Raw genomic sequence first — 22,364 nt, 5'->3', positions numbered from 1 at the left:
TTAGTATTCCTCTGGTCGGCTATCAACTGGTTTTACGATATTTCCAAAATCTGAAATACGTTCTAATAATCCATGGTGCTCTTTCTGCTCTGTTAAATTGAAGTATAGCAGTGCAAGTGTAATAACTGGTAAAATAGTAAACGATTGGCAAAGTGATTGTAAAACCGTACTAATCATCATGAAAGTTAATGATAGCTGCGTGCTTTTTTGAGAAAATATTCCCACCATGCCCAGTATAGTCGTAGGTAAAATGATCATAGACATGCATGCATATACAATGATCCAAATTAGAAGTAAGGTGGCAAATGTAATCCAGAAATTGTTTTTGATAAGCACAAAGCTTCTGTTAAAGGCAAATCCTATTCTTTCATCCTCTAACACCATAATTGGAAATACCATTCCAATAAATGGGAATAGCCAGAAACCTGGCAAAATACATAAAACAAAGCCAATCAATAATAATATACCCAGTACTATCGATGCCCAAAAAGTTCTAAAGAAATAGCGTTTAAAGGCTACCCATATTTCATCAATAGTTGGCTTTTCATTACCTTTTTGCACATAGATGGAAATATAAGATAAAATTACAACCGTCATGCTGCAATAGCTGAGCAGCGAAAAGAGAAGTGAAAAATAGTATTCAATACCATAATTGGCGAACTGATAACCAGAATATCTAATGCTTGAACCTGAGTTGGTAATTAAACCGCTTAATTTGTATTGCTGAATTAACATGGCTCCCATGCTTAAGAATACAAATAAACCGCAAAATAAAAAATAAAGGGTTATGAGTTGCTTTAAATTTTGGCGTATAAACGTAAAGGTATCATTAATTACTTGTCCAAAGTCCCTACGTTGCTTAAATTCAATTCTTCTAACCATGTGCACTAATTTATATTTGCTTGCTGTTAATTTTTGATGGATAAATTAATACATACCAAACTATAAATGCTGCTGATGATAGTAAAATTGCGGCGCTGATGGGCCATGGCATTTCAGTATGTCGGGTAATAAAGCTTTCGAGAAACGCAGCTACAACAAAAATTGGAATAAGACCTAAAACCATCTTCATTCCTTCTTTTGCACCCTTTACTATCGATTGTTTTCTGGTGAAGGTTTTTGGAAACAAAAAGCTATTGCCTAAAACCAAGCCGGCAGCACCAGCTAAAACAATAGCCGAAATCTCAAGTGTGCCATGTATCCAAATGACCAAAATGGATTTTATGCCCAGCCCTTTACTAAAAAAGAAGTACTGAAATGAACCTAACATAATGCCATTTCTAAAAAGTGATACTATGGTGCCAATTGAAAAAATAATCCCTAAAACGAAGGTATAGATAGACACAAATATGTTATTTGCACCAATCTGAATAAACATTAAGAATTCATTTTGCTGCTTGTAAACCCCAAATGGATCGCCTTTCGCAATATTTTCATTCGTCATATTTACATATCCATCGCCCATTATTAGCCGCACGAATGTATCATCATACTTTGCAGAAAGGGCGCCGATTGCGCAGGATATCAGAAAGAAAACTAAACTATAGAGAACCTTTTGCCGGTGTTTATAAAAAGTTAAAGGGAGTTCGGTTTTCCAGAAAGTTATAAAACGATTGGTTTTCTCTTTCCTGTTTTTATAAATTGCTTGATGAAGTTTTGAAGCCAATCCATTAAGGTAGGCCGTTGTTTTAGAATTGGGATAAAAAGTTTTAGCATATGCTAAATCATTTGTAACCTCGATAAAGTGATTTGCAACTTGATCTGGATTAGCATACTGCGCCGTTTCGAAACGCTTCCACTTTTCGGTATTTTGCTTTACAAACAGTGCTTCTCTCATGCTAAGGCGTTAACAAATCTCGGGTTAAAATAGTTAAATTTCTAAGGATTAAAAATTCATTTTTAGTTGAACAGCGTTTTTTTGCGAAAAAATAATGTCTTCAAGAATTAATTTTTATCAAAAAAAAATTATGTTTGATTAATGGAAACCATCAGAATTAGCACTACTCAAAATATAGATATTGAATATGAAGTTGCAGGTCTGGGCGAGCGCATTGCCGCAAGTTGTATAGATTTCGGAGGCTTTTTTGTACTTTATATCATTAGCATAATTCTGGGCGCAGCCGCTGCATTTGGCAACTTTGTGTGGGGTTTTCCTATTTTAGCGATTATCTTCGCTGTCGTTTTTGTTTTTTATGATTTGGTATGCGAACTGACCATGGACGGACAAACCTTCGGAAAGAAAGCCTTAAAAATTAAAGTGATTAGTATAGACGGCGGCCAGCCGACTTTTAGTCAATACCTCTTGCGCTGGGTGTTTAGACTGGTAGATTTTACGCCCATTGGTTGGGGAATTGTAGCTATCATTTCGGTCGCCGTTACCGAGAAGCATCAGCGTGTAGGCGATATTCTTGCAAAAACCACATTGATAAAGACGACCCAGAGAACGCGTTTTGATAATTTAGCCTTCAATTTCCAACTGCCAGATAGTTATCAACCTGTTTTTAATGAAGTAATCCATTTGAGCGATCGCGAAATCGAATTGGTTTACGAGGTGTTAACGGGATATTATCAAACGGCAAATGCCACAATCGTTTACGCGATGGCTGAAAAACTTAAGCTGCATTTGTCAATTAAACTTCCATCAGAAATGAATGAGCTACAATTTTTAGAAACTGTAATGAAAGATTATAAATACCTAACTTCGGTGTCCGTTTAAATCTCATAAAAGCAACCTAATTGTTAAAGAAAGCGGTATGGGTTCGAGTTTTTTCTTAGCAGCAAAATCATACTGCATTGCTTACTTAATAGCCAACAAAATTTTTGGTAATAATGCATTTGCCCACTCACCATACATTTTACCACTGGGGTGTAAACCATCTGAAGCTACTAACGCTAGATCCTGAGCTGCATTTCTCGAAGTCGGCGTAATATCGGTATAACTAACTCCTGCCGCTAGTGTGATCTCACGGTTAGCGGTGTTGAAAGCGTCGATTTCAGCGGCTATTCTTTGAGCGCCTCTTCCGTCATTTTTGCCAAACGGTGTTGCGCCCCAATCTGGAATAGATACAACGAAAACGCGTTCCTTTTTCCCATTGGCAAAACCAATTGCAGTTTCCAATAAGGCCGAAAACTCTTCCTTATATGTACTTATAGGGTAACCCCGGTATTGGTTATTCACACCTATTAATAACGTTACAATGTCATATTTCTGCTTTACGTTAGCTTGTACAATAGCGCCTTGCAATTCATCGGTTGTCCAGCCGGTTCTGGCAATAATGGTTGGCTTATTCACATTTACCTGCTTGCCCTGCAGTAGGTGCTGAAGTTGAAATGGAAAGGATTCATTAATCGGCACTGCTTCGCCAATAGTATAAGAGTCGCCGAGCGCCAGATAACTGATTTGAGTTGAGTCTAATGGCTGCTGTTGTAAATTCTCTGGCTGATTTGGTGTCGACATATTTGCGCCTTTTGTGCAAGCCGAAGTTAGCAAACAAAACAAAATACCTGTATATAAAAACCTCATAGCAATATTTACGCAAATTGGCATACAGGGGTTTTATGCATTCAAACTCATGTTAAATAATGTGGCGATATGCCTTTTTAGTTTGCCTTTTACTTCTTCCATATCTAATGGAAAACCAAGTTCTTTTTCTAAAGAGGTAACAGCTTTATCATCTATGCCACAGGGTACAATGTTTTTAAAGTACGCTAAGTCTACATTTACATTGAAGGCAAAACCATGCATAGTTACCCATCTACTACATCTTACGCCCATGGCGCAAATCTTTCTGGCTTTGTCATTAGTTGGATCTAGCCAAACACCTGTATAACCCGGGTACCTTCCTGCCTCTATGCCATAATCTTTAAGGGTGAGAATAACAGCCTCTTCAAGGGTGCGTAGGTATAAATGTATATCAGTAAAAAAATTATCTAAATCCAGAATGGGATAACCTACAATTTGCCCCGGCCCATGGTACGTAATATCTCCGCCGCGGTTAATTTTATAATAGGTAGCCTGCTTCTGCTTTAACCCTTCTTCATCTAACAAAAGGTTTTCCTGGTGACCACTCTTACCCAAGGTATACACGTGTGGATGTTCGTTGAATATTAAATAATTAGGGGTTGGTAATTGCGTACCATTTACCCTGTTAGCCGTTTTAATTGCTACCGTATTATTTAGTAACGCTTCCTGTCTATCCCAGGCGTCCTGATAATCGGTTAAGCCCCAGTCAATAAACTGTGTCTCAACTTTTTTCTTTTCTTCCAACCCACTCATACTGTAATTTTAGTTTGCAACGTAGCCCAACATATAACCATCTTTTGTTCTAAAGTAGTTTACGGTAAGCTCTTTTTTGCCATTAGGTAATTCTACAATAGCATTTAATGCGCCTTCTGTACGCAGTTTAAAAGGCTTAATGTGGATATGTTTCTTAAATTCTAACCCTTTTTTTCCATGCCATTTGTATATAGCTTCTTTTGCACACCAGGCCACATAAAGCCCTTCGGTATTGTCGCCAATTTGTTTCTGAGCCAGTTCTATATCGCTTAAAAACTTATGCTTAATACTCTTTATCTTATGTTTGATCAGCTCAATATCTACGCCTACTGCAAAGTTCTTGCTAATCATCACAGCTGCGTAATCGTAAGAATGGCTTAAAGATATGTGGTATTCGAAATTAACAAGGAAAGGCTTTCCATCTTCATCGAACTGACAGTCGATATATTCTTCGGTATTAAGCATAGTCCTTAGTAAAAGACGGGTACTTAACCAGTGTAAGAGTCTTTTTCCATTATTTAAAGACGAGACAATATCTAGTTCATGCTGTTTTAGCTGCAGGCCAGATAATAGTTCTGCTTCGTTCTCTTCAATCTTCCAAATGGATAGAAGCGTATGGTCATCAATATTTTTATTATAAACTATAGGCATTTATAAAATCGGCGATTAGCATGCAAAATTATCTTAATTTATTGATAATTTAGGCCAAAAATACGCATTAAAATGATATTATCTGATAAAAGGATATTAGAGGAAATTGATAAAGGTAGCATTATCATAGAGCCATTTAAAAGGGAGTGTTTAGGTACGAATTCTTATGATGTTCATCTTGGAAAATATTTGGCTACCTACAAAAGCCGCGTGCTAGATGCTAAAGCACATAACGAAATTGAACATTTCGAAATTCCAAAAGATGGTTTTGTTCTTCATCCTGGCACATTGTACTTAGGGGTAACACTAGAGTACACCGAAACCCATAGCCATGTGCCATTTTTAGAAGGTAAAAGTAGTACAGGGCGTTTAGGTATAGATATTCATGCAACAGCAGGAAAAGGCGATGTAGGGTTTTGTAATACATGGACATTGGAGATTTCTGTAGCGCAACCCGTAAGGATTTATGCAGGTATGCCCATTGGTCAGTTAATTTATTTTCTTGTAGAGGGTAACATAGAAACCATGTACAATTCTAAAGGCAACGCCAAGTACAATAATAAAACCACAAGACCCGTAGAAAGCATGATGTGGAAGAACAAATTCTGAAACTAAAATTCACGTTACCTTCACAATTATATGCCTCGGGTTTTGTACCTTGAGGCATATTTTTATTTTATCTAGCTACTCATGAAACTCAAAATCACGCTCACCATCAGTTTTTTATTTCTTCTTGTCGGTTTCTTTGCTTTTAAAATGGATGATGATCCTTTTGCACAACTCCTAAAAAAATTCGAAGATTATACCAATAAATATCCACAAGAAAAGGTCCACATTCATTTAGATAAACCTTACTATGCCATAGGCGATGATATCTGGTTTAAAACTTACGTAATCGATGCGAAAACTGCTGCACCTTCTATGATGAGTAAGATTATATACGTAGAGCTTATTAATGAGAAAGATTCTATCAAAAAACAGCTTAAGTTACCTTTAATGGCAGGCATTACCTGGGGCGATTTTAAACTCACCGATTCCCTGGCGGAAGGAAATTACAGAATTAGGGCTTATACCAATTATATGAAAAATTTCGGCTCGGAGTTTTTCTTTGACAAAACCATTAGAATAGGTAACAGCTGGGCCAATAAGGTTTTTACCAATACAAGCTACACTTATACAAAAGATAATAACGCAAGTAAGGTTACTGCAACCATACATTTCGAAGATAAGAATGGAGTTGCTTATAAAGAAAGCGATGTTAGCTATGATGTTCAATTAGATTTTCGTTCGGTAGACAAAGGAAAAACCAAAACGGATTTATCCGGCAACGCCGTAATTAACTTTATCAACAACCAGGGCTTGTCTAATAAGTCGGGCAAAATCGTTGCTACTTTAACACTGCCCAATAAAGAAAAGGTTGTAAAATCTATTCCAATTACATCTACCTCTACAGATATAGATGTACAGTTTATGCCAGAGGGAGGTGCGCTAGTAGAAGGACTGCCACAAAAAATTGCAATTAAAGCAGTTAATGCAAATGGTAAGGGAGAAAACATCTCGGGCGCTATTGTAGATGAAACAGGTGCTGAAATAACCAGTTTCGAAACCCCTTACTTAGGTATGGGGAACTTTGTATTAAATACGCAGCCTGGTAAAACTTACACAGCCAAAGTTAAGTTTAAGGACGGATCTTCTAAGGATATAAGGATGCCATTGGCTCAGAAAAGTGGCTATGCCCTGTCAATTAATAACACCGACACTGCTAAAGTTAGCGTGAAAATAATGGCTACCGAAGATTTAGTGAACGGAGATGAATTGAAAGTTGTTGCTCAACAAGCGGGAAATGTTTTCTATGTTTCTAAGGCCAAAATGGATAAACAAGTCTTAAGTGCCAGTGTACCAAAGAAAAATTTACCTACAGGCATTGTACAGTTTACACTTTTTTCTGCCGCCAACCAGCCAATTGCAGAGCGGTTAATTTTCGTAAAACATCCTGCAGATTTCCTTGATATCAATTTAAATACCAGTGGTGTATCTACCAGCAAGAAAGGAAAAGCAAGCTTTGCTTTCGATGTTACTAATCAAAATAAACCTGTGCTTGGTAGTTTTTCTGTTGCAGTTACAAATGCCACTAAGGTAGTGCCCGATGAAGAAAATGAAACAAATATCTTTACTACATTGCTCCTCACTTCCGATCTTACTGGTTACATCGAAAAGCCAAATCATTATTTTTTAAATGATGATTTAGACACCCAGAAACAGCTTGATAATTTATTGCTTACGCATGGTTGGAGAAGGTTTTTGTGGAAAAACGTTATCAATGGACTGGCTCCTGCAATAACTTATCAGGTCGAAAACTCCATATCTATTACTGGTACGGTATTACGCGGCGGCAAACCTGTTGCAGGGGGTAAGGTAATGCTTATGGCCACAAAAGGCTCATTCTTTATATTAGATACCGTAACCAATGCAGAAGGTAAATTTGTTTTCGATAACTTAACATTTTCTGATAGCACAAAATTTGTAGTGCAGGCGCGAACAAAAACAGAGCGTAAGTTTGTTGATATCAGCGTAGATCCTCAAAGTGTTGCTCCTGGCTTTGTTGTAACAAAAAATAAAAACGCTGGCGACGTGGAGATTAACGTAAATAATTCGTTAATGAAATATATCAAAGAAAGTGACAGTTACTTTAATGAGATGCAACGACTAGGCTTGCTGGAAAAAACCATCAAACTTGAAGAAGTTACCATTACCGAAAAGAAAAACCCGGCAAAAAACTCTGCCAATCTGAATGGCGCTGGCAGAGCCGATTTTGTTTTAACGGGTGATGATCTTTCTACCTGCGTAACATTGTCGCAATGTTTACAGGGGCGCTTACCCGGTGTTATTTTTAGAGGCAACATTCCTTATTTAATGAGAAGTCAGAATACGCCGATGGGAATAGTTTTAGATGGTATGCGGGTAGAGGCTGATTTTTTAGATAATATTACCCCATCTGATGTTGAGTCGATAGAGTTGTTGAAAAGTCCGGGCAATACCGCAATCTATGGATCGCAAGGTGGTGGTGGTGTATTGGTTATTACTACTAAACGTGGTGGTGGCGCAACAAGTTACAATCGCTATGCTCCTGGAATTTTAACCATCAACCCTAAAGGTTTTTCTGCTATCAGGCAGTTTTACTCACCTAAGTACGATATGGAAAGTACAAACAGCAGCCGCCAAGATCTTAGAACCACTATTTATTGGAACCCGCAGGTAGTAGCTCCGGCAGATGGCAAGGCTAAATTCGAATTTTATAATGCCGATGAGCCAGGTCAATACCGGGTAGTAATAGAAGGCTTGGATGCGCTTGGGCACTTAGCAAGAAAAGTTTACACTTATGATGTGAAGTAAGGAAAAATAAATAAATTTGAGTATTATGCTAGCATAGTTAATTATTTAAATTTAATAGCAGTTACATGAATACAATACGAGTAAGCGTTAAAGATCGCTTGGCAACCATCACGCTAGATAAAGGTAAATCTAACGCCCTCGGGCGGGATATTATTACCGAGCTTGATGATATGCTTAAAAATATTGCCGCTGATGAAAACATCGGCGGTGTAATATTAACAGGAACTGCTCCTTTCTTTTCTGCAGGTTTAGATCTGGTAGCGCTTTACAACTATAATGAAGAAGAAGCAAAGTCATTTTTCGAAACTTTTTTTGCCTTCACAGCCAATCTTGTTTCCTTTAAAAAGCCAATGGTTGCAGCCATAAGCGGGCATAGCCCTGCCGGTGGGTGCGTTATCGCTTTGGCTTGTGATGCTAGGGTAATGGCCGAAGGACAATACATTATAGGTTTAAATGAAGTGCCCGTAGGAATCATCGTTCCCAATAGTATATTTCAATTATATGCTTTTTGGTTGGGTAAAGCCGAAGCAACAAGAAGTTTGCTAACAGGTAAGCTTTATAACCCAGAAGAAGCGTTAAAAGTTGGTTTGGTTGATGAATTAGTGAAGACAGAAAGTCTTTTGACAGCTGCAGAAAGGAAAATTAAGAAATTTATGGAATTGGAAAGCAATACCTGGTCGCAGAGTAAGCTTAATATTAGGCAAGATTTGATTGCTGTTATGAAGGCCGATCAAACTGAAACCCTGGAAAAGATGTTAGCCCAATGGTGGTCGCCAACAACCAGACACATCTTGAAAACAATACTCGCTAACCTGCAAAGAAAGTAACTTTCGCAACATATATTTTATACCAAAAAACTAACTATGTTCAACTTCAATTCACCAATGTTAAAAGAAGATGCCCTTAAAGGCAAAACAATTGTAATTACTGGCGGTGGCACGGGTCTGGGCAAAGCAATGGGTATTTATTTCCTTAAACTTGGTGCCAATTTGGTAATTACCAGTCGCAAGCAGGATGTGCTCCAAAAAACTGCCGATGAAATGGAGGAGAAAACTGGTGGAAAAGTGTTGGCTATTGCTTGTGATGTTAGAGCAGTTGAAGAGGTAGAGCATGTACTAGCTAAGGCTCTTGAAAAATTTGGCTCGGTTGATGTTTTAGTAAATAACGCTGCAGGAAATTTCATCTCTCCCACAGAACGCTTATCAGCTAATGCATTTTCATCCATTATCGATATCGTATTAAAAGGGACCGTTAATTGCACTTTAACTTTTGGTAAACATTGGATCAAAGAAAAACAAACGGCAACGGTACTAAACATTATCACCACATATGCTTTTACGGGTTCGGCCTACGTTGTTCCATCAGCATGCGCTAAGGGTGGCGTTTTGGCACTCACCAGGTCGCTGGCAGTAGAGTGGGGCAAGTACGGCATCCGTACCAATGCCATTGCGCCCGGGCCGTTTCCAACAAAAGGGGCGTGGGAACGCTTGTTGCCAGGCGATCTAGCCAAAAAGTTCGATTTCAAAAACCGTGTACCGCTTAAAAGAGTCGGCGATCACCAAGAATTGGCCAATCTAGCTGCGTTTTTAGTTAGCGATTTCTCTGGTTATATTAATGGCGAAGTCATCACGATAGATGGTGGTGAGTGGCTGCAAGGTGCCGGACAAATGAATGGCCTGGAGGCAATTCCAAACGAGATGTGGGACATGTTGGAGCAGATGACAAGAAGCGCAAAATAACAGAAAGCATCTTTTATGCCTTATGGCGCACCAGCGGATGCTTCCGCTATTTGCCTTTTTATAATTTCCCGAAACCTTGTTCCCTTTTCCATCACTCATTTATTATCTTTGCCAATATGAATATCTTACTTTTAGGTTCAGGCGGCAGAGAAAGTGCATTCGCTTGGAAAATTAGCCAGTCTTCGCACTGCGATAAATTAATTATTGCACCAGGAAATGGCGGTACAGGCGTTTATGGCACTAACATCAACATTAATGTTAACGATTTCGACGCCATTAAAAAGGTAGTTTTAAAAGAAAATATCGAGCTTGTAGTTGTTGGCCCCGAAGAACCTTTAGTTAATGGCATTCACGATTATTTTTTGGCTGATCAGGCTTTAATGCACATCCCGGTAATAGGACCAAAAAAGGAAGGTGCCATTCTGGAAGGAAGTAAAGATTTTTCAAAGCAGTTTATGGATCGCCACGGGATTCCAACGGCAGCATCTAAATCTTTTACACCAGAAACTTTAGAAGATGGTTTAGCCTATCTCCAAAATCATGCTTTACCAGTAGTGCTTAAGGCCGATGGTTTAGCAGCAGGGAAAGGCGTTCTGATTTGTACTGAAACCATCGAAGCGCAGGAAGAATTGAAATTAATGCTTGGGGGCAAATTTGGTGCTGCCGGTGCCACTGTAGTAATAGAAGAATTTTTAAGTGGAATAGAACTTTCTGTTTTTATCTTAACTGATGGATCAAATTACATCACGCTGCCTTCGGCGAAAGATTACAAGCGGATAGGCCAAGGTGATACGGGTTTAAACACAGGAGGTATGGGCTCTGTGTCTCCGGTACCATTTGCTACCCCAGAGTTTCTACAAAAAGTAGAAGAAAGAATCATTAAGCCTACTGTTAATGGTTTAAAACAAGATAATATCGATTATACAGGATTTATATTTTTTGGATTGATAAAAGTGGGCGAAGAGCCTTACGTAATCGAATACAATGCCCGTATGGGCGACCCCGAAACGGAGAGTGTAATTCCTAGAATTGAAAATGATTTGGTTGAACTTTTTACGGCAACAGCCAACAAACAGCTCGATAAAGTAACACTCAAAGTATCTGAGAAAACCGCTGCTACGGTTATGATTGTGGCCGGAGGATACCCGGGAGACTACCTTAAAGGCAAAACAATTACCGGAATTGAAAATTTACGCCACTCCGATGCCTTCCATGCCGGAACATTGCTTGATAACGATGTAGTTAAAACCAATGGAGGCCGTGTGATCGCCATCACCAGTCTGCAAAACGATTTGTTTACGGCATTACAATCTGCAACTGCAGATGCCGGAAGAATTTACTTTGATGGCAAATACTTTAGAGAGGATATCGGATTTGATTTGATCTAGAAAGTAAATACCCTAAAATAGAAAAGCCGCAGGTTAGAAGAATTTGATCTTCCAAACCTGCGGCTTTCTGGTTAATAAGGCAGTATTATTTAGATTTACTGCCTAATAACTCTTGCAGTTTATCTTGTAAGGCTTGCTCTCTTAAGCCTTTTGCAATAATTTTCCCATTTGGATCTATCAAAAGATTAGCGGGAATAGAACGAATACCATATAATTGGGCAACTTCATTACTCCATCCGTTAAGGTCAGATACATGTGTCCAGGTTAACTGATCAGCAGCTATTGCTTTTTGCCACGCATCTTTTGTTGTTCTGGTACTACCACCGTCTAGAGAAACGCCTAAAACAGTAAAGCCTTTATCTTTAAACTTATTGTAAGCTACCACTACATTTGGATTCTCCTGGCGACATGGACCACACCACGAGGCCCAAAAATCTACCAATACGTACTTTCCTTTAAAGTCTGATAATTTTACTGGCTTTCCTGCCGTATCTGTTTGAGTAAAGTCCATCGCCATTGCACCAATCGCAGTTTTCTTCCCAGCCTCAAACATCTGGTTAAGCTGCTTTCCAATAGCGGTTTCCTTTAGGTCTGGCGATAATGTTGCGAAAGCCTTTTCTGCAGCCATACCTTGCTCAGGGTCGCTGGCTACCTGGCCGATTGCATTTAAGCTAATATATGATTTTGGATTATCGGTTGCGAATTTTAACATGATCGATGGCAAATCTGCAGACGCTGTTTCATAACGGGCCCTCAAAGCATCCATTGTTTTTGGGTCTTTCTTTTGCTCAGCAGTATACCCACTATACTCTTTATTAATCGCCATTAACTGATCGTTAATTGATTTGGTTAAGGCTTTCAGTTTTTTAGCATCGTCATTTACCATCGAACCCGAAATGGTGGCATTTTTTAACGAGTCTGCAGAGGCTAACACCAGGTTTCCTGGTTCTACGTACAGTGGCAAACCATCTAATTTTGTTCCTTCTGCGGGGCGGTTAACAAATGGGTTTTGGTTTACGTACAAACTGCCTTGAGTAGGCGATGTTAGAGCCCCCTTAAATGCAAACGCACCATCCTTTACGGTTGTTGAGTCTGTTATATTTGTACCATCTGTTTTATAAATAAGATATACTTTATCTCCAGTCTTTAATCCCTTTACTTTTCCATTTAAGGTAAATGGTTTCTGCGCCAATGTTGCTAATGGCAAAAATGCCATTGCAGCTACTAATATTTTCTTCATCGATTTAATGTTTTATAATAAATTTAGTCGAGATTTTGGTTCATTCCTTACAAATTCGGTTAAACCATTTTTGGTTAATTGTGATATTTTCAAAGGTAATTAATAGAATTTCTAAAACGTAAACTGCTGTGTAAAATTATGATAGCTTTTGATAAGTACGCCACCAAAGATCTGGCATTTCGCCATTAACTGCTGTTTGGTAGTCATCGTATCGGCATGGCACCAGATGATACCTTTCGTTTTTAGATTGGCCAGATGGATAGGGCACCTGCATCCACCATCGATCGGATTTTTTGCTTTTCACGAACATCATCTCTCCAGATCCATCTTTTAGGCTGGTTCTGTAAATCATAAACTGAGATTTTGGTGTCAGTGGGAAATCTTTTTTACGGGCGTAAAATCCATCAACGAAGTACCAAATCATTTGCGCAAGTAAAAATGCGGTCTGGCCATTATTATCGTAAGCGGGGTTAAATTCGTAAAAACCGATAGAGGTTAGTTTATCGTTCATACCAGCATAGCGGGCAATTCTGCAGGCTTCTTCACCGTCGAACCCGTTTGGTGTACCATTGGCATTTGCTGCGGCATCAGCCGACCTAATTGCGCCCATATCAAAACTAATCATGTTCGCATTGCGAATAATAGGCTCTGTAAGGGTTATATCTTGCGCAAATTCTCCTAATCGATGTACATCAAAATACAGTTTATCCATCACACTTAAACTTTCCTGGTTTACAAAATAAGTTTGGTAACCAATATTGCTGTAATTGAAAAGGTAGTTTGGTTGGTGCAAGAAAATCTTGTTTAAATAACAATCAGACCGTGTTTCAATGCCAACGCTTTCATCGTCTCCAATATCAAACTGGTTATCAATAATTACCAAATCTACTTTTTGTTCTAAAGCCTCGTAGCCCAAATACTGCCCGTAAGTTAGATCTTGGCCACCACCAATTATAATGGGGATAATATCTTTCTTTACCAATTCGGCTACGACCATTTTTATAGCAATATAAGTATCTCCAATAGTTGCCCCATGCTTAATATTTCCCAAATCAACTATCCTGCTGGTAAAAGCGCCTTCATTTAACTTGTAAAATTTTTCTCTAAAATAATCAGGTGCCAAGGCCGTGCCCTCATTATTTACTGCCCCTCGGCCATCTAGCACACCAAAAATGGCTATATCGTAAGTGTTATCTTCGAAATCAGGAAAAACATCTGTAAAGATTTGGGCTTTAAGGCCAAGTTGACTGGTAAAGAAACCTTGCTTCGGTGTAAAAGTATCGGGGTTTACCGGCGAAAAGAAATCCGTTAACGACATATATTTAAAACTCTCGCCTCAAATATCTATTTTTGAATGCGTATTTTCACATATAGCTCGAAAAAAATATAATGATACTGGTAACCGGCGGAACTGGATTTTTAGGATCTGAATTAATAAAGCAGTTAACTGACAAGGGTTTTGCTGTTCGGGCACTTAAAAGAAATACTTCGAACATTCCATTTCTCATCGCAAACAACAAATTAATTGATTGGAGAGTTGCAGATCTTAATGAACCAGGCGACTTGGAAGATGCCTTTGAGGGGATTACACAGGTTTATCACTGCGCTGCTTTCGTGTCACTAAGCGCTAAACACAAGAAAAAGCTTTTTCATGTAAATATTTCCGGTACCTCGAATATTGTAAATCTTTGCGCAGAATATAGCTGTAGGCTTGTACACGTGAGTTCAGTTGCTGCCCTAGGCAATCCAAAAAAGGGTCAGAAAGAAATCACAGAAAAGGATTTTTGGGAATACGATGCAAAAGCACACGCCTATGGACTATCCAAATACGAGGGTGAAATGGAGGTGTGGAGAGGAATCAATGAGGGTTTAGATGCCGTGATTGTTAATCCCTCGGTTATCATTGGTAAAAATGCAGGTTTCGAAGGTAGTGGTGCCATATTCAAGTTAATAAAAACAGGTTTTCCTTTTTACACCCAAGGTGCATCTGGCTTTGTAGATGTTGAAGACGTGGCTATGGCTATGGTAATGCTCATGAATACCAAGTTTTCTGGAGAGCGGTTTATTATCTCATCTGAAAATGTAAATTATAAAGATTTGTTCGAGCAGATTGCTGCGGGATTTAACGTTGCGCCCCCGGTTAAGGAAGCAAAACCCTGGATGCTGGGTATTGCCTGGCGTGCTTTAAAATTGGCATCATTATTTACGCAAAGTGAGCCTTCCATAACGAAAGAAACAGCACAAAGCAGCACCACATTTAGTTATTACAGCAATGATAAAATAATTGCGCAAACGGGTATCGCATTTAAACCGATAGCGCAAAGTATAAAAGAAATAACCCAACATTTAACATAATGCCCAAACAAAAAGCCTACTACATTATCGATTTTGATAGCACTTTTACCCAAGTTGAAGCGCTTGATGAGCTAGCCAGAATATCATTAAAGAACCACCCAAATAAAGAGGATATCTTCCAGAAAATTGAAGATTATACAAATTTTGCAATGGAAGGCAAACTTTCCTTTTCAGAAAGTTTAGCACAACGCGTTAAACTTCTTGAGGCAAATGAGATGCATCTGAAACAGCTTATTAAGCATCTTAAGAAAAAGGTTTCTGTTTCTTTCTCTAGAAATGCAGCATTCTTTAAAAAGCATGCTGATGATGTATTGATCGTATCTGGCGGATTTAAAGAGTTTATCACTCCTGTAGTTAGCCAATATCATATCAAAAAGGAAAATATTTATGCCAACACCTTTGTAACTACCGGCGATGGAAAGATAATTGACTACGACCATGCAAACCCGTTAAGTGAAGAAGGTGGGAAGGTAAAGCTGTTAAAGCATCTAAAATTAGAGGGTGAGCTGTTTGGAATTGGTGATGGTTATTCCGATTTTCAACTTCGCGAGAGTGGCTTAATCAATAAGTTTTTTGCCTTTACGGAAAACATAGCCAGGGAAAGTATTGTAGCTAAGGCCGATCATATTACGCCAAGCTTTGATGAGTTTTTATACGTGAATGATCTTCCGCGAGCGATATCCTACCCAAAAAACCGGATTCTTTGCTTGGTAATTGGCGATGTTGATCCGCTTACGATTTCAATTCTAAAAAACGATGGTTTATCCATTCGCCATAAAGCAACTTTCGAAGAGAAATATGTTAAAGACGTAGGAATAATCATTTTTGCAGATGGCGAAAAAATGGATAAGGAGCAGCTAAAGGGCGCAGCTAAACTTAAAACAATTGGTTACCTGGGTAATTCAAAAGGAAAGCTCGATTTAGATCTATGCACGAAACAAGGTATTGTAGTTTTCGACGACCCCAAAAATAACCCTAGAAATGCCGATTTTATACCAAAACGGGTAGCTGATTTTATGAATACCGGCGCTACCTATTTGAGCATTAACTTCCCAAATCTGCAATTGCCGAAAATTGATAAGTCGCACCGGTTAATTCATATACACCAAAATGTCCCAGGCATCATGGCTAAAATAAATACGGTTTTCGCCAAGCATGATATCAACATAGTCAGTCAGTTTCTAATGACGAATACCGCAATAGGATATGCCATTACCGACATTAATGCTGAGTATGATAAGCAACTTTTTAAATCGCTCAAAAAGATTGAGCATACGATTAAATTCAGGGTGCTTTATTAAACGGAAGTGTTGCCTTGCTTAAATGCCCGGCTTCTAGCATTCGAGATTGTACCCATAATGAGATTCAGCGTTAGTCAAACCCGATACCTTCTGAAGAGCAGATGCTTTGGCGTACCTATGGATTGAGAACGGTAAATGCCGGTATGACCAGAGAATAGATAGGCTGTTACGCATGCTAAAGCAATGTATATTCCTGGGGCTATTCCAAAAAGTTCGATTCCCATAAAGATGCAGGCTAAGGGGGTATTTGCTGCGCCTGAAAATACCGCCACAAAACCCATTCCGGCAAGCAGCCCAACAGGTAAAGGCATGTAGACACTTAAAAAGCTACCTAAAGTAGCCCCGATAAAAAAGAGGGGCGTTACCTCCCCACCTTTAAAACCTGCACTTAAGGTTAATGCGGTCAGAAAGAGTTTTATCAGGAAGGCATAATAAGCTTGCTGCTCAATAAAAGATTGCGAAATAACGGGTATTCCTAAACCGATGTATCTCGTTGTTCCGGAGAAGTAAATAATACCTACCAACAAAATTCCTCCAACTACTGGCCGCAGTGGCGGATATTTTATTTTGCTAAATATTGCTGATAGATAGTGATTAAGGCCCGAGAATGTTCTTGCAGCTAATCCAAACATAATCCCTGCCGCAAGTGCCAGCAACAGGTTTATGGCATCTAAGTCGGGCACACCACCAATACGGTAGTGTGTATGGCCTACGCCCCAGGTTTTACATACATAGTCGGCAATTATTGCGGTAACAAAGGAGGGTAAAATGGCTTGGTACATGAGTGTTCCAACAACAAACACTTCTAGTCCGAAAATGGCTCCGGCAAGAGGCGTACCAAATACAGATGCGAAACCTGCACTAATTCCGCTAATGAGCAAAATTTTTCTATCGCGGGGCTTCAGTTTAAAAACTTTGGTAAACTGATCTGCAAAAGCACCGCCTATTTGGACCGCTGTTCCCTCTCTACCAGCAGACCCGCCAAATAAGTGAGTAATTACCGTGCCGACGAAGATGAGTGGTGCCATTACCAGCGGAATTACATTTTTGGGCCGTTGCAATTCTTCAATCAATAGGTTGTTGCCTTTTACAACAGATTTTCCCCAGTAATGATAAGCTAATCCGATCATCAGCCCCGCTAATGGAAGCATTGCAATGATTGAGCGATGGCTCTCCCGATACTCTGTTGCCCAATTTAAACTCACTAAAAATAGAGCAGACGCAGAGCCAACAGTAGCACCGACCAACCCGGAGATAGCCAGCCATTTAAGCACTTCGGTAAAAATTAAAGCAAAATCTTGCTTAAAAAAGCTTTTGATAGACAGAAGAAAACCTTCTGTTAAAATTTTAACAGGCATCGAAATTCAATTTTAAATAAAATCGTAGGAGTCATCAGCCTGTCCGGGCGGTTTTGGCGGTACCCCATCGCCATGATGCCAAAAATAGAAAATTTAGTTATTTGTACCAAAAATCTTTATCACCTTTGGTAAGCTAAACAGATAAAATGGAATTTACTCCCGAAATTTTACAAAAACTCAGCCAGCTGCAAGAGAAATATACAGCAATGGGGCAAGATATGTCTGCATATCTTGATGGATTGCAGTATGCAGATTTCTTAACTTATTGGGATTATATTCACCTCGATACATTATTGAGCCTGCAGAATCCTAAAACACCTTTTCCTGATGAACAAATTTTCATCATGTATCATCAGATTACGGAACTCTATTTTAAGCTTACTTTGCATGAATGTAAGCAAATTGCCGAGAAAGAAAACCTTACTGTTGAATTTTTTATTAACCGGTTGAAAAGGATAAATGCATATTTTAATGCGCTTACTACTTCATTTCAAGTAATGGTTGATGGAATGGAAAAGGACCAGTTCTTAAAATTTCGAATGTCCCTGCTTCCTGCCAGTGGTTTTCAGTCTGGCCAATATCGAATGATTGAGATTTATGCTACGGATTTTATCAGGCTGATTGATAAGAGCAAACGTGATGAACTAAAAACTTCTAGTATTGAAGAACAATTCGAATTCATTTATTGGAAATTTGGGGCGACAGAATTGGCTTCAGGGAAGCAAACCCTTACGTTAAAACAGTTCATCCAGAAATACGCTACCCAATTTTTGCAATTGGCAAAGGAGCGTAAGTTTTCTAATTTCTCAGCTTTATACCAGCAGTTAGCTAATGGGGGAGCTGATGTTAAAGCGCTTGCCGATGAACTTAGGAAACTGGATTTGTATGTTAATGTGGAGTGGCCGCTTGCGCATTATAAATCTGCAGTGCGTTACCTGGAAAAAGACCCGGTGGATATTGCCGCAACTGGTGGCACCAACTGGCAAAAATATTTACCACCAAGGTTTCAGAAGCGAATATTTTATCCCTTTCTATGGACGGGTGAGCAAATGGAAGAATGGGGAAAGGGATGGGTGCTTAGTGTACTTAAAACACTCCAAACCAAAGATTAATCTTCGAAATTCTACGAAAATAAACGCCGTTTTTCGTATTTTTGCCGAATATAAATAAAGATAAATAGTGATTTCTTTCAAAACAAGTCGACTAGCGTTTAGCGAATGAAAAGCTGGAAATCACTTATAAAAATCAAAATGCAATGACGGAAACATTAGATATAAAAATAATTAAAGCGGATCAAACAAGGCTGACAGTAACAGATTTTTCGCAGTTGCCATTTGGTAAGGTTTTTACCGATCATATGTTCACTGCCGATTACGAAGGTGGAGAATGGAAGAACCTACAAATTCTTCCATATGGTCCAATTCCTATGAGTCCGGCTATTTCTGCCCTTCACTACGGACAGGCAATTTTCGAAGGTTTAAAAGCTTATCGCCAACCTGATGGCAAAATAAGCGTGTTTAGAGCAGACAAAAATTTTGAGCGCTTTAACAAATCGGCAGCTAGAATGTCTATGGCAACCATTCCTGAAGAAATTTTTATGCAAGGATTGGCAGCTTTAATTAACATCGATGAAAAATGGGTGCCTAGCCAAGATGATTACGCCCTTTATATTCGGCCGGTAATGTTTGCTACAGATCCTTATTTAGGGGTAAAAGCCTCTGATACCTATAAGTTCGCCTTACTAACCACGCCTACCGGGCCTTATTATAGCAATGCCTTAAAAGTAAAAATAGAAACAGAGTACACACGTGCCGATGAAGGTGGTGTTGGTTTTGCAAAGACTGCTGGTAATTATGCCCGTTCATTATATCCTTTTGAGCAAGCTCGAAAAGAAGGTTTTGATCAATTAATTTGGACGGATGCTGTGAACCACGAATATATTGAAGAAGCTGGAACGGCCAACCTTATTTTCGTGATTAATGATAAGTTAATTACGCCATCGGTACGAAGTACAGTTTTGGATGGCGTAACACGAGATACCATCATTAAGCTTGCTAAAGATGCCGGTATTGAGGTTGAAGAGAGAAGGGTTTCGGTAAAAGAAGTAATCGATGGAATTGAAAATGGTAGCTTAACCGAAGCATTTGCAGCAGGAACAGCGGCAACCGTTACGCACATTGGTCAAATTGGTTACCAAGGTCAAATTTATCAATTATCAGATCCATCTGGAAGAAATATCTCAAATGGTATTGCTAAAAAGCTGAACGATATTCGTTATGGATTAGCCCCAGATCATTTTGGCTGGAATTGGGTGCTCTAATTTGATAGCACTTTTGTAAAAGCCCCTATTTTGCCATGCTCCCAGAAAGTTACACACTTTATAGGAGAATAGCATTGCAGATTAGGGGCTTTTTTTATGGGTTAAGAATAACAACACCCTTTGCCTCAAAAGCCAACTCCTTTTTCGGATCGGTTATTTTAGCTATCTCATCAGCTGGTTTTTTTGCATCCTCTGCATAATGACGCAATGTTTCTGCGGAAATGGTTTGTGATTTGGCTACGCCATCTAAAACGACTTTTTTTCCGACAATATCCATTGGCATGAAAAAGGCATAATCTTTAAAAGTTACCCTTAATGGATCGCCGTTCGGCATTTCTAAGGTCATCCAGCAACCTTTCTTCTTACAGACTTCCAAAACCTTGCCCTCAATTTTCATGTCAACGGCTTTTTTTCCGCCCATGGCTGTTTCCATTTTTTGCAACTGGTTTAACATCACCAGGCTTAACATCTTCGCCAAATTTTTGGCCATTATGGCTTGTCTGTGAAAATCCCAATGCTGCCAACAGGCATAAACTCAAACTTAAAATTATTTTTTTCATCATATTTTTATAGTTACTATTCTAATGTAGCAGTAATTTAAGCTTTAAAAAAACATTGTTAAAAAAAAATCCTCGCTAGCTATCGCTAACGAGGAAAATCATCCCTATTGTTATAGATCACATCCCATGATGTACAACATTATACATTAGGCAAAACTCAAACCAAAACTCCAAACTCCTTTGATTATGCTGTTAAATAACTGATATATAGTGTTTTGTGTTAAATGTGATATGCGTGCCAAAAAAATGCTTATCGAGAAGATGGGTAATCGGATCGCCTATTTGTAGAAACGTGTGTAATATTTTCCCCAAAAATAGCAAGCCTATCATCCAAAAATTAAGCTAAATACTTCTTCAATTTTAGATACAGCTTTAATTTCGATGTTAAATTTTGAAAGATCTATACCCTTCAAATTATACTTTGAAATATAGATAACATCGAAGCCTAACTTATCTGCCTCGGCAATTCGCTGTTCGATGCGGTTTACAGCTCTTATTTCTCCGGATAAACCAATTTCAGCCGCAAAACAATTCTTGGTAGAAACCGGAATATCTTGTTGGGAAGAGATAATGGCAATTAGTACGGCTAGATCTATAGCGGGATCTTCCACCCGAATACCTCCCGCAATATTTAAAAATACGTCTTGCGTGCCCAACCTAAAGCCACATCTTTTTTCGAGTACGGCCAACAGCATATTCAATCGCTTAGTGTCAAAACCGGTAGCAGACCGTTGGGGGGTTCCGTAGGCGGCCCCACTAACCAATGCCTGGGTTTCGATTAACATCGGTCGGGCTCCTTCTAACATAGCTGATATTGCAATACCACTTAGGGCTTCATCACGTTGAGACAATAAGATTTCAGATGGGTTCGATACCTCTCTCAAACCGCTCCCCTGCATTTCGTAAATGCCAAGTTCTGCGGCGGCACCGAAGCGATTTTTTATACCCCGTAATATGCGGTATACATGGTGCCTGTCTCCCTCAAACTGTAACACAGTATCTACCATGTGTTCCAATATCTTCGGCCCTGCTATGGCGCCATCCTTAGTAATATGACCAATTAAAAAAACAGGTACCCCGGTTTCTTTTGCAAAGCGCAGCAATTCGGCGGTGCACTCGCGTACTTGCGACACGCTGCCGGGCGTAGAGTCAATATGAGAAGAGTGCAAGGTCTGTATCGAATCAACGATCAAAATCTCTGGTTCAAGGATTTCAACTTGTTTGAAGATATTTTGTGTTGAGGTTTCCGTTAAGATATAGCATTCTGAAGAAGGATCATCTTGAATCCGTTCTGCTCTCATTTTTATTTGCTGTTCGCTTTCTTCCCCAGAAATGTAAAGTACTTTTTTACCCTTGAGGTTTAATGCAAGTTGCAGCATTAAGGTCGATTTTCCAATTCCAGGCTCACCGCCAATAAGAACCAGAGATCCTTCTACCAGGCCGCCTCCCAATACGCGATCGAGCTCCTTATCACCTGTTAAAATTCTACTTTCTATCGATGATTGAATATCGGCCACTTTGTTAGGTTTGCTAACCCTTCTGGCTGTAGTTTCTGTTTTCCATGCGGGTATGGCAGCAGAACTTTTCTCTACCACCTCCTCTACAAAGGTATTCCACTGCCCACAAGATGGACATTTGCCTAACCATTTTGCCGATTCGTAACCGCAGCTCTGGCAAAAATATGCCGTTTTCGATTTTGCCAATTTATAATTTTTTAAGTTCACGAATTTAGACTTTAAGGCACTAAAAACTAGTCATTTTTGGTAATATTTCTCTAAAAATT

The 22,364-nt window shown here is 39.1% G+C and carries 20 protein-coding genes and 1 riboswitch; of the genes, 10 read left to right on the top strand and 10 right to left on the bottom strand.

Annotated elements, in window-relative coordinates:
* Both OQ268_RS02900 and OQ268_RS02895 read right to left on the bottom strand, forming a co-directional pair.
* Nucleotides 1-882: a hypothetical protein gene (locus OQ268_RS02900; protein ID WP_265854560.1), complete on the bottom strand. Its 882-nt coding sequence runs from the start codon at nt 880-882 to the stop codon at nt 1-3.
* Nucleotides 883-892: 10 nt separating this feature from the next.
* Entirely contained in the window at nt 893-1,837 is a 945-nt protein-coding gene (locus OQ268_RS02895) for a stage II sporulation protein M (protein ID WP_265854559.1), read from the bottom strand.
* A gap of 141 nt (nt 1,838-1,978) precedes the next feature.
* On the opposite strand from OQ268_RS02895, the gene OQ268_RS02890 reads away from it, so the two are divergent.
* A complete protein-coding gene (locus OQ268_RS02890; protein ID WP_265854558.1) occupies nt 1,979-2,716 on the top strand; it encodes an RDD family protein in 738 nt (245 codons plus the stop codon).
* Between the two features lie 81 nt (nt 2,717-2,797).
* Here the strand turns inward: OQ268_RS02890 and OQ268_RS02885 are convergent, their stop codons facing one another.
* The 3 genes from OQ268_RS02885 to OQ268_RS02875 form a co-directional block, all read right to left on the bottom strand.
* A complete protein-coding gene (locus OQ268_RS02885; protein WP_265854557.1) occupies nt 2,798-3,457 on the bottom strand; it encodes an SGNH/GDSL hydrolase family protein in 660 nt (219 codons plus the stop codon).
* A gap of 99 nt (nt 3,458-3,556) precedes the next feature.
* Nucleotides 3,557-4,276, bottom strand: coding sequence for a lipoyl(octanoyl) transferase LipB (lipB, locus tag OQ268_RS02880; RefSeq protein ID WP_265854556.1), 720 nt, complete (start codon nt 4,274-4,276; stop codon nt 3,557-3,559).
* A 9-nt stretch (nt 4,277-4,285) separates the two neighbouring features.
* Nucleotides 4,286-4,927 (bottom strand): 4'-phosphopantetheinyl transferase family protein, encoded by a 642-nt coding sequence (locus OQ268_RS02875; protein WP_265854554.1) that lies wholly within the window; start codon nt 4,925-4,927, stop codon nt 4,286-4,288.
* A 72-nt stretch (nt 4,928-4,999) separates the two neighbouring features.
* Here OQ268_RS02875 and dcd point away from each other — a divergent pair, with 72 nt between their 5' ends.
* From dcd to purD, 5 genes are all read left to right on the top strand, one after another.
* Nucleotides 5,000-5,536 (top strand): dCTP deaminase, encoded by a 537-nt coding sequence (dcd, locus tag OQ268_RS02870; protein ID WP_265854553.1) that lies wholly within the window; start codon nt 5,000-5,002, stop codon nt 5,534-5,536.
* Between the two features lie 81 nt (nt 5,537-5,617).
* Nucleotides 5,618-8,320 (top strand): TonB-dependent receptor plug domain-containing protein, encoded by a 2,703-nt coding sequence (locus OQ268_RS02865; protein WP_265854552.1) that lies wholly within the window; start codon nt 5,618-5,620, stop codon nt 8,318-8,320.
* Nucleotides 8,321-8,385: 65 nt separating this feature from the next.
* Entirely contained in the window at nt 8,386-9,147 is a 762-nt protein-coding gene (locus OQ268_RS02860) for an enoyl-CoA hydratase/isomerase family protein (RefSeq protein ID WP_265854551.1), read from the top strand.
* A gap of 36 nt (nt 9,148-9,183) precedes the next feature.
* Nucleotides 9,184-10,059: an SDR family oxidoreductase gene (locus OQ268_RS02855; protein ID WP_265854550.1), complete on the top strand. Its 876-nt coding sequence runs from the start codon at nt 9,184-9,186 to the stop codon at nt 10,057-10,059.
* Nucleotides 10,060-10,175: 116 nt separating this feature from the next.
* Nucleotides 10,176-11,447: a phosphoribosylamine--glycine ligase gene (purD, locus tag OQ268_RS02850; RefSeq protein WP_265854548.1), complete on the top strand. Its 1,272-nt coding sequence runs from the start codon at nt 10,176-10,178 to the stop codon at nt 11,445-11,447.
* 85 nt (nt 11,448-11,532) lie between these two features.
* Here purD and OQ268_RS02845 read toward each other — a convergent pair whose 3' ends face one another.
* Both OQ268_RS02845 and OQ268_RS02840 read right to left on the bottom strand, forming a co-directional pair.
* Nucleotides 11,533-12,687, bottom strand: coding sequence for a TlpA disulfide reductase family protein (locus tag OQ268_RS02845; protein ID WP_265854547.1), 1,155 nt, complete (start codon nt 12,685-12,687; stop codon nt 11,533-11,535).
* A gap of 136 nt (nt 12,688-12,823) precedes the next feature.
* On the bottom strand, nt 12,824-14,005 hold the full coding sequence (locus OQ268_RS02840; protein ID WP_265854546.1) for a formimidoylglutamase: 1,182 nt from the start codon (nt 14,003-14,005) through the stop codon (nt 12,824-12,826).
* 71 nt (nt 14,006-14,076) lie between these two features.
* On the opposite strand from OQ268_RS02840, the gene OQ268_RS02835 reads away from it, so the two are divergent.
* Both OQ268_RS02835 and OQ268_RS02830 read left to right on the top strand, forming a co-directional pair.
* A complete protein-coding gene (locus tag OQ268_RS02835) occupies nt 14,077-15,042 on the top strand; it encodes an NAD-dependent epimerase/dehydratase family protein (protein WP_265854545.1) in 966 nt (321 codons plus the stop codon).
* Complete coding sequence (locus OQ268_RS02830; RefSeq protein WP_265854544.1) at nt 15,042-16,343, top strand: HAD-IB family phosphatase; 1,302 nt, start codon at nt 15,042-15,044, stop codon at nt 16,341-16,343. Before OQ268_RS02835 ends, OQ268_RS02830 begins: the two co-directional genes overlap by 1 nt.
* A gap of 74 nt (nt 16,344-16,417) precedes the next feature.
* Here the strand turns inward: OQ268_RS02830 and OQ268_RS02825 are convergent, their stop codons facing one another.
* On the bottom strand, nt 16,418-17,701 hold the full coding sequence (locus OQ268_RS02825; RefSeq protein WP_265854543.1) for a voltage-gated chloride channel family protein: 1,284 nt from the start codon (nt 17,699-17,701) through the stop codon (nt 16,418-16,420).
* 18 nt (nt 17,702-17,719) lie between these two features.
* Nucleotides 17,720-17,782, bottom strand: a riboswitch (Fluoride riboswitch).
* A 65-nt stretch (nt 17,783-17,847) separates the two neighbouring features.
* Between OQ268_RS02825 and OQ268_RS02820 the strand changes: the two genes are divergently transcribed.
* A complete protein-coding gene (locus tag OQ268_RS02820; RefSeq protein WP_265854542.1) occupies nt 17,848-18,813 on the top strand; it encodes a tryptophan 2,3-dioxygenase family protein in 966 nt (321 codons plus the stop codon).
* Nucleotides 18,814-18,956: 143 nt separating this feature from the next.
* Complete coding sequence (locus tag OQ268_RS02815; protein WP_265854541.1) at nt 18,957-20,021, top strand: branched-chain amino acid aminotransferase; 1,065 nt, start codon at nt 18,957-18,959, stop codon at nt 20,019-20,021.
* 94 nt (nt 20,022-20,115) lie between these two features.
* Here the strand turns inward: OQ268_RS02815 and OQ268_RS02810 are convergent, their stop codons facing one another.
* Nucleotides 20,116-20,511, bottom strand: coding sequence for a DUF4920 domain-containing protein (locus OQ268_RS02810; protein ID WP_265854540.1), 396 nt, complete (start codon nt 20,509-20,511; stop codon nt 20,116-20,118).
* Nucleotides 20,512-20,907: 396 nt separating this feature from the next.
* Nucleotides 20,908-22,284, bottom strand: a complete 1,377-nt coding sequence (gene radA / locus OQ268_RS02805) for a DNA repair protein RadA (protein WP_265854539.1) — start codon at nt 22,282-22,284, stop codon at nt 20,908-20,910.
* Nucleotides 22,285-22,364: the final 80 nt, after the last annotated feature.

Source organism: Pedobacter sandarakinus (assembly GCF_026240095.1).
Taxonomy (GTDB): Bacteria; Bacteroidota; Bacteroidia; order Sphingobacteriales; family Sphingobacteriaceae; genus Pedobacter; species Pedobacter sandarakinus.
Note: the sequence above shows the minus strand (reverse complement) of the source record. Positions and strands in the feature narration are given on the sequence as shown.